Annotated in this window: 10 protein-coding genes and 3 pseudogenes; 6 read left to right on the plus strand and 7 right to left on the minus strand. The window is 38.8% G+C overall.

From position 1 onward, the window contains the following. Positions 1-70: 70 nt before the first annotated feature. Positions 71-4,282, plus strand: a complete 4,212-nt coding sequence (gene rpoC / locus BTN50_RS04900) for a DNA-directed RNA polymerase subunit beta' (protein ID WP_096619235.1) — start codon at positions 71-73, stop codon at positions 4,280-4,282. A gap of 662 nt (positions 4,283-4,944) precedes the next feature. Here rpoC and fis read toward each other — a convergent pair. From fis to BTN50_RS09430, 4 genes and pseudogenes are all read right to left on the minus strand, one after another. Further along, positions 4,945-5,241, minus strand: a complete 297-nt coding sequence (fis, locus tag BTN50_RS04905) for a DNA-binding transcriptional regulator Fis (RefSeq protein ID WP_096619236.1) — start codon at positions 5,239-5,241, stop codon at positions 4,945-4,947. Positions 5,242-5,276: 35 nt separating this feature from the next. After that, complete coding sequence (locus BTN50_RS11120) at positions 5,277-5,492, minus strand: tRNA-dihydrouridine synthase (protein WP_223823214.1); 216 nt, start codon at positions 5,490-5,492, stop codon at positions 5,277-5,279. A gap of 62 nt (positions 5,493-5,554) precedes the next feature. Then, positions 5,555-6,061: pseudogene (locus BTN50_RS11125) on the minus strand (tRNA-dihydrouridine synthase); the annotation flags it as partial. A gap of 374 nt (positions 6,062-6,435) precedes the next feature. Beyond that, positions 6,436-7,102, minus strand: a pseudogene (locus tag BTN50_RS09430) (transposase); the annotation flags it as partial. A gap of 18 nt (positions 7,103-7,120) precedes the next feature. Between BTN50_RS09430 and BTN50_RS12250 the strand changes: the two are divergent. Continuing rightward, positions 7,121-7,347, plus strand: a pseudogene (locus tag BTN50_RS12250) (hypothetical protein); the annotation flags it as partial. Between the two features lie 161 nt (positions 7,348-7,508). Here the strand turns inward: BTN50_RS12250 and dapD are convergent. From dapD to BTN50_RS12260, 3 genes are all read right to left on the minus strand, one after another. Beyond that, entirely contained in the window at positions 7,509-8,540 is a 1,032-nt protein-coding gene (gene dapD / locus BTN50_RS04915; protein ID WP_096619237.1) for a 2,3,4,5-tetrahydropyridine-2,6-dicarboxylate N-succinyltransferase, read from the minus strand. A gap of 282 nt (positions 8,541-8,822) precedes the next feature. Beyond that, the gene (locus BTN50_RS12255) at positions 8,823-8,975 is read right to left on the minus strand and encodes a hypothetical protein (RefSeq protein ID WP_394336743.1); all 153 of its coding nucleotides are present in this window, start codon (positions 8,973-8,975) and stop codon (positions 8,823-8,825) included. Between the two features lie 86 nt (positions 8,976-9,061). Then, positions 9,062-9,247 (minus strand): hypothetical protein, encoded by a 186-nt coding sequence (locus tag BTN50_RS12260; RefSeq protein WP_394336744.1) that lies wholly within the window; start codon positions 9,245-9,247, stop codon positions 9,062-9,064. A gap of 626 nt (positions 9,248-9,873) precedes the next feature. Here BTN50_RS12260 and BTN50_RS04925 point away from each other — a divergent pair. The 4 genes from BTN50_RS04925 (at position 9,874) to BTN50_RS04940 (ending at position 12,170) form a co-directional block, all read left to right on the plus strand. Continuing rightward, on the plus strand, positions 9,874-10,368 hold the full coding sequence (locus BTN50_RS04925) for an FxsA family protein (protein ID WP_096619537.1): 495 nt from the start codon (positions 9,874-9,876) through the stop codon (positions 10,366-10,368). A 124-nt stretch (positions 10,369-10,492) separates the two neighbouring features. Continuing rightward, positions 10,493-10,588, plus strand: a complete 96-nt coding sequence (locus BTN50_RS12265; protein WP_096619238.1) for a transposase — start codon at positions 10,493-10,495, stop codon at positions 10,586-10,588. A 133-nt stretch (positions 10,589-10,721) separates the two neighbouring features. After that, a complete protein-coding gene (locus tag BTN50_RS04935) occupies positions 10,722-10,940 on the plus strand; it encodes a hypothetical protein (protein WP_150149054.1) in 219 nt (72 codons plus the stop codon). Between the two features lie 426 nt (positions 10,941-11,366). Beyond that, positions 11,367-12,170, plus strand: coding sequence for a Cof-type HAD-IIB family hydrolase (locus BTN50_RS04940; protein WP_096619240.1), 804 nt, complete (start codon positions 11,367-11,369; stop codon positions 12,168-12,170). Positions 12,171-12,425 lie beyond the last annotated feature (255 nt).

The raw sequence follows: 12,425 nt of genomic DNA on the forward strand, positions 1-12,425 counted from the left end.
TTTCCGATATTCAATATGAAGGCGCTGCTTATACGCGCTTTTTTGAGCCAACTCCTCACAGGAGCTAAACGTGAAAGATTTACTTAAGTTTCTGAAAGAACAGCATAAGATCGAAGAATTTGACGCAATCAAAATAGGTCTAGCTTCTCCAGATATGATTCGCTCATGGTCTTTTGGTGAAGTTAAAAAGCCAGAAACAATTAACTATCGTACTTTTAAGCCTGAGCGTGAGGGTCTGTTCTGTGCGCGTATCTTTGGTCCGGTAAAAGACTATGAATGTCTTTGTGGTAAATACAAACGCCTTAAGCACCGTGGTGTAATATGCGAAAAATGTGGTGTTGAAGTTACTCAGACTAAGGTACGTCGAGAACGTATGGGTCATATAGAGCTTGCTTCTCCAGTAGCCCATATCTGGTTCCTTAAGTCATTACCATCTCGCATTGGTTTATTAATGGACATGCCTTTGCGTGACATAGAGCGTGTTTTGTACTTTGAGTCATATGTCGTAATTGAGCCAGGTATGACTAATCTTGAGCGTAGCCAAATGTTATCTGAAGAGCAGTATCTTGATGCACTTGAGCAATGGGGTGATGAATTTGACGCTCGCATGGGAGCTGAAGCAGTTAAAGCTCTTTTAGGTAATATGGACTTAAAATCTGAGACTGAACTAATGCGTGAAGAGTTGGAAGCAACTAATTCTGAAACTAAACGTAAAAAAATCACTAAGCGCTTGAAGCTTGTTGAAGCATTCCTTCAGTCTAGAAATAATCCTGAATGGATGATCCTGACTGTGTTACCAGTACTTCCGCCTGATCTACGTCCACTGGTACCGCTAGATGGTGGTCGTTTTGCAACGTCAGATTTGAATGATCTGTACCGTCGTGTTATTAACCGTAACAATCGTTTGAAGCGCCTGCTAGATCTGGCTGCACCTGATATTATCGTCCGTAATGAAAAACGTATGCTGCAAGAGTCCGTGGATGCTTTGCTAGACAATGGTCGTCGTGGTCGAGCCATTACTGGTTCGAATAAGCGTCCTCTTAAATCTTTGGCAGGCATGATTAAAGGTAAGCAAGGTCGTTTTCGTCAGAACTTGCTTGGTAAGCGTGTTGACTACTCAGGCCGTTCGGTAATTACCGTTGGTCCATACCTACGTCTACATCAGTGTGGTCTGCCTAAAAAGATGGCACTTGAACTGTTCAAGCCATTTATTTATGGTAAGCTAGAAGCACGTGGTCTTGCGACGACGATTAAAGCGGCTAAAAAAATGGTTGAACGTGAAGACGCAGTGGTGTGGGATATTTTGGATGAAGTTATTCGTGAACACCCAGTGCTGCTGAATCGTGCACCAACACTTCACCGTTTAGGTATCCAAGCATTTGAACCCGTGTTGATTGAAGGTAAAGCCATCCAACTGCATCCGCTCGTTTGTGCGGCATATAATGCCGACTTTGATGGTGACCAAATGGCGGTACACGTACCGTTAACTTTGGAAGCGCAGTTAGAAGCTCGTGCCCTAATGATGTCCACTAATAATATTCTGTCTCCTGCGTCCGGTGATCCTATCATCGTCCCTTCTCAGGATGTCGTGCTGGGTCTTTACTACATGACCCGTGAAAAAATCAACGCAAAAGGTGAAGGACTATACCTATCTGGACCAGCGGAAGCTGAAAAAGCATATCGTACTGGTAATGCTGAACTGCACGCTCGCGTAAAAGTACGTTTGAAAGAAGTTTTGTTTGATGATACGGGTAACCGTTCAGAATCTATTGAGCTGCATGATACCACAGTTGGCCGTGCAATGCTGTGGCAAATTGTACCTGAAGGTCTGCCGTACAGCATCGCTAATCAAACGCTAGGTAAAAAACAAATCTCGCATTTACTGAACACTTGTTATCGTAAACTTGGTTTAAAAGATACCGTAGTTTTTGCTGACCAAATCATGTATACCGGCTTTGCCTATGCGGCATTGTCTGGTGTATCTGTTGGCATCGACGACATGGTTATTCCACAAGCTAAGTATGATTTAATTGAAGCGGCTGAAGCGGAAGTTGCTGAAATTTTGGAACAATTTCAATCTGGTTTAGTAACCGCAGGTGAACGTTATAATAAAGTTATTGATATTTGGGCTGCAGCTAATGAACAAGTTGCTAAAGCTATGATGGATAATTTGTCGCATGATACTGTGATTAATCGTGACGGTGAAAATGAAGAGCAAAAATCGTTTAACAGTGTGTACATGATGGCTGATTCAGGTGCGCGTGGTTCTGCTGCGCAGATTCGTCAGCTGGCTGGTATGCGTGGTTTGATGGCTAAACCAGATGGTTCAATTATCGAAACGCCAATCACCGCGAACTTCCGTGAAGGTTTGAACGTACTCCAGTACTTTATTTCTACGCATGGTGCACGCAAGGGTCTAGCAGATACAGCACTTAAGACTGCGAACTCAGGTTACCTGACTCGTCGTTTAGTCGATGTTGCACAAGATGTGGTCATTACTGAAACAGATTGTGATACTAGTGAAGGTATTGACATGATGGCAGTTATCGAAGGAGGAGACGTTAAAGAAGCACTGCGTGAGCGTGTTCTCGGTCGTGTTGTTGCTGAAAATGTCATGAAATCTGGTACTGAAGAAATTCTTGCCCCACGCAATACTCTTCTTGATGAAAAATGGTGCGACATATTAGAACAAAATTCTGTTGATCAAGTAAAAGTACGCTCTGTTGTAAGCTGCCAAACAGACTTCGGTTGCTGTGCAAACTGTTATGGTCGTGATTTGGCTCGTGGTCATATTGTTAACCATGGTGAGGCGGTGGGTGTTATTGCTGCCCAGTCAATTGGTGAGCCAGGTACACAGCTTACGATGCGTACGTTCCACATTGGTGGTGCAGCATCTCGAGCGGCTGCTGAAAATAGTATCCAAGTTAAGAATAATGGTTCGCTGCATTTGCATAATGCTAAGTTTGTTATTAACAATACTGGTAAATTAGTTATTACATCTAGGGCTTCTGAACTAACGATTGTCGACGAATTGGGTCGTACAAAGGAAAGCTATAAGCTTTCTTATGGTACTATCTTGTCTAAAACAGATGGAGGGACAGTTTCTATTGGCGAAACCGTAGCAAACTGGGATCCGCACACAATGCCAATTATTACGGAAGTGGAAGGTCGTATTCAATTCCTAGATATGGTTGATGGTGTGACTGTTCAACGCCAAACTGACGAATTAACGGGCCTGTCTTCAATGGTGGTCTTGGATGCTGCTGAACGTACTTTTGCCGGTAAAGACATGCGTCCTACGGTTAGACTTTGTGATGTTGCTGGCAATGATATCATGATTCCTGGTACTGAAATGCCTGCACAATACTTTCTGCCAGGTAAGGCTATTGTCCAGCTGGAAGATGGTGCAACTGTTGGTATTGGTGAAATTTTGTCACGTATCCCGCAAGCTGCTAGCGGTACTAAAGATATTACAGGCGGTCTACCACGTGTTGCCGACTTGTTTGAAGCCCGTAAGCCAAAAGAGCCTGCAATTCTTGCCGAAATTACAGGTGCAATATCCTTTGGTAAAGAAACTAAAGGAAAGCGTCGTTTGATTATTACCCCGACTAATGGTAGCCCATATGAAGAAATGATACCTAAATGGCGGCAGTTAAATGTATTCGAAGGTGAAAAAGTTGAAATTGGTGATGTAATCGCTGATGGTCCAGAAGCCCCACACGATATTTTACGGCTACGCGGTGTACGTGCGGTAACTGAATTCATCACAAATGAAGTGCAAGATGTTTATCGTTTACAAGGCGTTAAGATTAATGATAAGCACATTGAAACGATCGTTCGTCAGATGTTGCGTAAGGTAACAATTTCTAAATCCGGTGATTCTGAGTTCTTAGAAGGTGAGCAAGTAGAGTTTACTCGTGTGACCATTGCTAACCGTCAGTTAGAAACTGAAGGTAAGCAATTAGTGACTTTTTCGCGTGATCTACTTGGTATTACCAAAGCATCTTTAGCGACCGAGTCGTTTATTTCAGCTGCTTCATTCCAGGAAACGACGCGTGTACTTACTGAAGCTGCAGTTTCTGGTAAACGTGATGAATTGCGTGGTTTGAAAGAAAATGTTATTGTGGGTCGTCTAATTCCTGCTGGTACTGGTTTTGCATACCATAAAACACGTCAAGTTAAGCGTGTTGTAGCTGAAGAGCATGTAGCACCACAGATGAATGCTGAGCAAGCATCACACGATCTGGCTGCATTGCTTAATGCAGGTCTGAATGGCGATTAAGATATATCCATTTATATATTTTAAAAGGCATCCTTATGGGTGCCTTTTTTATGATATAAAAAATTATTTATTTTATTATAGGTCATGTCTTCAATAGGGTAAATTCAAAATACTCATTTTTTGCAAAGTGATTATTATGATTACCATTGCTGTTAAGTGCTTGTTATTGTCAATACGTAAGTGCAGTTCAATAGTGCAGAATAGGTCATGATGAAAATCAATGTTACTGTCGTAAGTAATGTTATCGAACCTTGCAGCTTGCATATACCCAATTAATTTGAAAATACAGGCTTGAGCACTTGAAGCTTGTCATGTATTCGCAGCATGAGAGAGTCGGCAATCCCTGGAGAAATAATAGTGTATAATTATTTTATATCTTCTGGATTATTCATATCTCGTTTTTTATAGCTGCTCTATTTAGTTTAGACTTGAGCTATAAAGGATTTGGTTCCTTAATTTAAGTTCAGATAGGGTGATTCCATAGCTGAATGGCTTTTTTATCAACCCAAAATGTTGAGTGAATCTTGTAATATAACTTACTAATTCAGTGCTTTGAGTGGGGAAACAAAGTCAAGTGTATAAGGAGAAAGCAATACAAATCATAAAGGCTAAGCTATGAAAATCTTGGCCTTTGTTTTTTGACATTCTTTATCAGAGAGAACTTAACTCATGCCGTATTTTTTCAATTTTTTACGTAAAGTACCACGGTTGATACCCATCATAGTCGCAGCTCGGGTTTGATTACCACGTGTATATTGCATGATTGTATCTAACAGTGGTTGTTCAACTTCTGCCAGTACCAACTCGTACATGTCATTGATTTCATGGCCATTCAACTGTGCTAGGTAGTTTTTTAGGGAGGATTTTACTGAATCACGCAGTGGCTTCTGGATAATTTGATCTTGTGAAGTCACAGTAGTGACTGTCAATGCTTCTGAAGTCAGGTTTTGTTCGAACATACTCTGTCAGCTCTTTTTGTATTTTATGCAACATCTTACAGCGCATCAATTGGCTGGTGGGCGTCTTTGATTGCGTTGAAAGTCCGGCGGAAATCGTTAAATAGCACATATTCTTCTAGGCACCAACCGACGTATTTACGTGCGATATGTAGTCCTTTAAATTCACCATAAAACTGGTGAAGTTCTTGAATATGACTTAACATAATTACTTGGATCTTATTCTTTAGTGGAGCAGTAAGCTCTTCACTCATGGTGAAGTAACGTTGAATTTTTTAAAAAATTCATGATTACCCTTGTACTGGACCGCTAATAATCAAGATGTCTGCACAAGTATATCGCAGTACTGTTTTGAATTCTGGAGGTGGCTTAATACCAACATTGACGATAACGAGGATAACAATGACCTTTTGAATGCCCTAACACTATCGTACTTAGCTTCTCCTTTATACATACAGACGTGAGTATATCTGTGTAGGACCAATTTTTGAATACTACAGTCTGTGGTCAGTTTAACAATCTGGAAATAGTGCGTATTGCCAAGATTCAAGTTTGTATGAATTTTCGGTGTAATAAAAATGTCGCCTGCATACATAATTGCCTTCAGGACTGGTCCAATGACACTAAATTGAGTTAATAATGCTGAAATGGTCAGTTTCTCATTAACCTTTGGTCTCTGACAACCCATGTTGGCATCAATAATCTGAGTACTATTTTCAACAAAGTAATACGTGATATCTGCTATTAATGTTGGTTCAGTACTAGCAATCTGAATTGAATCTCTTCCTTTGTCGTCAAGATAAATCATTTGGTTGTGTGTCGCATCGTCGGATTGAAAAACAGTATTTTACTTACGTTCATGCCTACGACGTGACGCATGCAAAGTTTACGAGATGACCTATCGGTAACGTCAACCATAGGCACGACGATAAGTGCATTTTTCAGTGCGTACAGTTTCATTTGTAAAAATTATTTTTTATGACAATAAAGACGCGTATTTTACGCATTTTTTTTCTATCTGGGAAGGCCCAATATTTAAGCATTTTACCGTGATATCATAAAAACATAGTTAATTTTATTTTTTAGTTTAAAATTTATCTGGTTATCATTGAATTAGGCCTTCTGGTTCATGATAAGGTACCGTTTTTGGCTGTATTTCTTAATTGAGTCATATAAAAATTTCAATATAATAGACTATTAGATGTTTGCTTTCGTCGTAGTAATACCTAGCCTGATCAGTTTACTTAACGTTTTTATCATGCCGTAAGTTTTCTTAATCTGAGCATTATGATCTCTTAAGTTCAATGTTCCTCCTAGTAGTTTTTTAACTCAAGCCATTGCCATCCCTGATATGGAACGTTTATGGTTATGATCCCTCGTTTTCCATGCTGATTTGAATCACATAATTTCTGGTAATTGACCGCTAAATTACTTGAATCATTTTGCTTTTAATAATTGCTTTTTTAGGTGGTCTGAGCGGAGCCGCTCGTTTAATACGACCGGTGTCGTAAGCATCATCGGCTGATATTTTGATTTTTCGGCGTATCGGTTTGAGTAAATTAGGGTAGCATTGCACCGTCAGTCACATTTGATGCTCTGAACTCAGCAGCAATGATTTTATGCGTATTTCTATTTATCACTAAACGTAACGTGCGCTAGACTAGCCGTTGTCCCATCAGTGCCAGTCTTTTTTACTTCCTATTCTCTTTCACCGTAGATTTCTAGCCCCCGTAGAATCAATAGCTAAGTTGCTAAATAAACGAGGTTTTCCATGACTACTCTGCTTAGTTTGATTCTATAGCTGAATAGCTTCTTCATCAATCCAGAGTGTGAGTAAGCCTAATTGTTTAGAGTATTGATTGAAAAATTAGTACCTTTATTAAAAAATAAAACTAATTACCACAAACGTTCTCTAGCAGAGAGAGCAATGATTTTAGTCAAAAAACTACTGGCGTAATATGAAGCCTAAGGAACCACACAACTCAGATTAGTGAAACTAATGCTATGATAAAAGCATTAAATAAGTTGACAAGATTAAGTATATCTAACACGAAAGGCAATTGTCTAATAGTGAATCATGTTGGGCTTTGCTATCTGAACTCAAATTAAAAAATAAAGCCCATAGACCTGAATATTTGAGTGAGCCTAGTTGTCTAAAACGTAGCTGAACAATTTAGTTCCCTTATTTAGGGAACTAAAAAGGTTTTTTATGAGTGTAAAATAGAAAAAAGACCATAATGCTGATCTTTTTTGTTTCAGTACATCACTATTCAGTTGTGGACATGAAGTTCTGTGTTCAATTTTGTCGCTAATTTATTGGTGAGACATTGAATATTGCCAGTTACAGAATGACGGCGAAATAGAAGGTCAGGTTTATCAGCAAGATCTCGTGCTTTAACAATCCCTACTTCTGTACCACTTGCGTCTAACATAGTAACCTTAGTGCCTGCTGTGACGTAAAGACCAGCTTCAATAGTACAACGATCCCCTAATGGGAATCCTAAACCTGCATTTGCACCCAATAAACTGTTTTCACCGATTGAAATAACCAACTGACCGCCACCACTAAGAGTACCCATGATAGAGGCACCGCCACCAATATCACTGCCGTTACCGATCATCACACCAGAAGGGATGCGCCCTTCAACCATGCTTGCGCCTTGAGTTCCTGCATTGAAGTTAATGAAACCTTCGTGCATAACTGTGGTGCCTTCACTTACGTACGCACCTAAGCGAACACGTGATGTATCAGCAATACGAACACCAGCCGGAACAATATAGTCTACCATTTTAGGAAATTTATCAACACAATATACAGTTAGTGTTTCGCCTGCTAAACGTGCGTCAATTTGACGTGCGGCTAGCTCAGGCAAATCGATAGGTCCCTTATTTGTCCAGGCGATATTATGTAATAGACTAAAAAGACCATCAAGTATAATGCAGTGTGGTTTTGCTAACCTCTGAGAGATTAGCTGGAGTTTTAAGAATCCTTCAGCTATGCTTCTTGGTTTTTCATCTTTAGCGAGTATAACTAATACTAATGGTTGGCTTGAAGCTGCAGCTTTTATTGCGAATTGTCCTGCTGTTTGTTGGTCTGCAGATATAAACGCAATTGCAATTGCATCGCATTGAGAAGCGTGAACTTCAATAGTATTGTTACTTTCTGTGTAAGTAGCGATAGTTGTCAATGAGGCGACAAGCTCGTCTGAAGGATTCATGACTGGAGCCGGAAAAAATGCTTCGATGATTTTTTCGTCTTTATTTTTAGTTGCGGTGCCAAGCGCTAGAGCAAAACTGGCCATGCTGAAGGATCCCCTGATTTTTTTGCGTATCTCAATGATAGATTCTAAAATTATAAAATGGATTATGTATTCATTAAATTTGACCTAACGTAATATACTTGCTTCATTAGGAATGGTTATTATTGCTGCTATGTGAAGTGGATATTTTACATGAAGAACAACTTGTTGAATACATGACTCTTCTTTATATATCCACGCAAGGGAAGATGCTTATCCTATATCTTCAAGTAAACTTTACTGTTTAGAGGCTTTGTTCCCTAATTTGAGTTCAGATAGCCAATCTCAATATAATAAATTATTAGACGGACGCTTTTTGCGCATACCTATTCCAGTCAGTTTATTGAACGCGCTTATAATGGTAGCAGTTTCGTCAATAAGGGCATTGTAATCCCATAGGCTCAATGTCTTACCGAATGGTTTTTTAATTTGTAACATTGTTGTCTCTAATAAAAAATATTGATGGTAACCATACCTCATTTTCCAATGTTCATTTAAACAATATAATTGCTGGTAACTAATTGTTAATTTACACTAATAACCTTCTTCCCCAAAAGTTGCTTCTTTGCTTGGTAGAATGAGTGGAACCGTATGTTTAATGCGAACGGTTTGGCAACACGGTTAGGTGTGGTAAGCGCTATCACTTTATCTTGCATGGGTTTTTCGGCGGGGCAGTTTGCGTCAGATTCGTCATTTTTCATTAATACCATGCTTTTTTATTTGTTATTCACCATTACTGTAAACTTTGCTCCCTACAGAATCAATGGCTAACTACTGAATGGCTCCTTTAATCTTAGTCTTGAATATGAGGATAACCGTTGAAGCTCGTTTGCTAATGCATGAATAATGAGGGCATCATAACGGCATTGAAAATATATTTTTGATTATGATAACGGTTGTCATGGTTAAGTCGCTAAACAAATGAGGTCTTCTACTATTACTCGGGTTAACTTGATTTAATAGCTGAATGGCTTGTTGAATAACTCAGAATATTAGCGAGCCAGAATTAATTAGAGCAGGATTATACTGCTTCCAGTGAATTATTTAGAGTAAATTAATAATTTAGCTTCCTAATTTAGAAAATTAAGCCTATCAAAAATATAATATTTTAAATCACAAAAATTATTCGTAAGGACATTGAGCTTAAGAAAGTACAATGTAGATATTGACGAAACTGTCGCCATGATAAAAGCGTTACATAAGTCGACTGAGATAAGTATGCATAAAAAGAAAACGTGCGTTTAATAGTGAATCATGTTGAAATTTATCATCTTAATTCTAATTAGGAAACTAAGCTAAGCTCTGATGCAAAATGCTAAAATGATTGCTTACAATATTGAGAGGTTTTACTGTGCTTCTTATTTTACTGGTGATATTTATTACTGTGCCTATCATTGAAATTGTACTTTTCACTCAAGTGAGTGATATATTTGGATGGTGGCTGACAGTTACGTTCATTTTACTCACTACGTTTGTGGGAGCATCTATAGTGCATAGCCAAGGTATTCTAACCTTGTTGTTAGTTCAGCAACGGTTGCTGCAAGGTGAATTGCCTGCTGAGCAGATTATTAAAGGCATATTGCTGGCAGGTGCAGGCGTTCTTCTGTTAATGCCTGGATTTATGACTGATTCTATGGGTATGATCTTGTTGCTACCATGGTCACGAGTGTGGTTAACGAATCAAATTATAAGGCGAGTAAAAATAGCGGGTCTACAAAATAATTTCAATAGCGATCCGTTTAAAAAGGATGACAGAGGTAAGTCTAATGGTAATGATACGTTTGAAGGTGAATATGAGCGTAAGAATGATGTTCAAGATCGTTTGAATTAAATTGGGTTCTGCTCCCTAATTCGAGTTCAGATAGCAAATTTCAACATGATGAACGATAGAATATTCGTATATTCAATGACATAGCTATTACAGTAGATCTCATAGTTGACCAAATTTTTTCAAAATACCATTAAGAAGTTTGCAAGGATTCATTAATTTTGTGTTTAAACTTGTCCAACTACTATTGCTATGTTCTCATTATTCATGCATTAGTAAGTGAGTTCAAACGGTTATTGTCGCGTTCAAGACCACGATTAAAAGAGCCATCCAGTCGTTAGTCATTGATGTTACGGGGGCTGAAGTCTACAGTGAAGTCGAATGACAAGTAAAAATTTTGGCACTGACGGTGAACGTTGAGTCTGGAGCAAATTACATTTAATAGTACAATAAACATGCATGAAATTATTGCTGCTGAGTTTAGTGCATTAAATGCGACTGACGGTGACGTACTGTCTAATTTGTTTAAACAGATTTGCGAAGAATCAATGAAATATCCGGCGGTGGTGCCTATGATACCAGACAGAGTTACCAAACCGTTCGTATTAGACGAGTGGCTCCATTCACCCCATTAAGAAAAGAAACAATTTTTTGGAAATGAGGTTATTCGTGTAATTTAGCGATCAATTACCAGAGGTGATATGGTTCAAATCAGCATTGAAAAATGAAGTATGATTACCATAGGCTTGACCTATTAGAGACGGTAATGTTTCGAATTAAAAAACTACCCAAAGGGACATTGAGCCTAAAAGATGCTAACGCCAAGATTGACTAAACCTCTGCAATAATAAAAGTATAAAATAAGCTGGCAACGATAAGTATGTCTAAAACGCAAGCGATAGTCTAATAGTGGATCATGTTAAGATTTGCTATTTAAACTTGAATTAGGAAATAAAATCCATAAATAGGGGAAAATAGTCGTCATATTAATCCCGTTTCTGCATTATCACATTAGATGCACGGAATAGGTTAAGAATGTTTCTTCCTTTACTGAGGTTCTTATGTATAAAATCATTGCGTCTGATCTCGATGGCACATTACTCATGCCTGACCACAAGATCGCACCCTACACCCGCGATGTACTACAACGCTTGCACAATGACGGTGCATATTTTGTATTTGCGACCGGCCGCCATCACATTGACGTGGCAAATATTCGTACCAATGTTGGCATTCCGGCGTTTATGATCACTTCCAATGGAGCGCGAGGACATGATGCAGATGACAACCTCGTATTTAGTCATAACATTGAGCCAACCGTGGTTGCAAAATTAATTAAAATGGTGAAAGATGACGAAACCATCACTATTCATATATATCGTGAAAATGACTGGTTACTCAATCGCAGTGATGAAAATTTGATAAAATATTACCAAAAATTTGGCTTCAGATTCACGTATTTTGATCCAGTAAGTCCTCCGTTAGAAGACATCGCGAAAATGTTTTTCACCCGTCGTAATCATGATTATCTAATCAGCTACGAAAAAGCTATCATTGACAAGTTCAGTGGCCAAGTGAGTGTCGCGTTCTCTACACCATTCAGCTTGGAAGTGATGGCTGCCGGTGTATCAAAAGGTGAAGCACTCAAAGTCGTTGCAGAATTACAAGGCTATAGCCTTGATGACTGTATTGCGTTTGGGGACGGCATGAATGACGTAGAAATGCTTAGTGCCGCTAAAAAAGGATTAATAATGGAAACTGCGCATGCTCGTGTAAAAGCAGCACTACCAAATAACGAAGTGATTGGTAGTCATGTTGATGAAGCCGTTGCATGCTACTTAGAAAAATATCTGCTCAAAGTCTAGTTAAGACTTGCTAACCGTTACTCAGTTCCTGATTCCCTGTCGGGCGGGACGGTGGACGGTGAGCAATCACCAAGTAAAATTAAATAGGCATCAAATTACAATTAAAAAATAAGGTGGTGTTAACAGAACCAGCTAAGTTTGGCATTTAAACTTAAAAAATTACAAAAATTGATTTTTTAAACAAAAGAAGTCAATTATTAATCTATGCTCTAACTAACTAGATTTATTGAAATATTTAGGTTTATAAATAAGTCT

The sequence above is a fragment of the Candidatus Enterovibrio altilux genome, from assembly GCF_002381345.1.
Classification (GTDB): domain Bacteria; phylum Pseudomonadota; class Gammaproteobacteria; order Enterobacterales; family Vibrionaceae; genus Enterovibrio; species Enterovibrio altilux.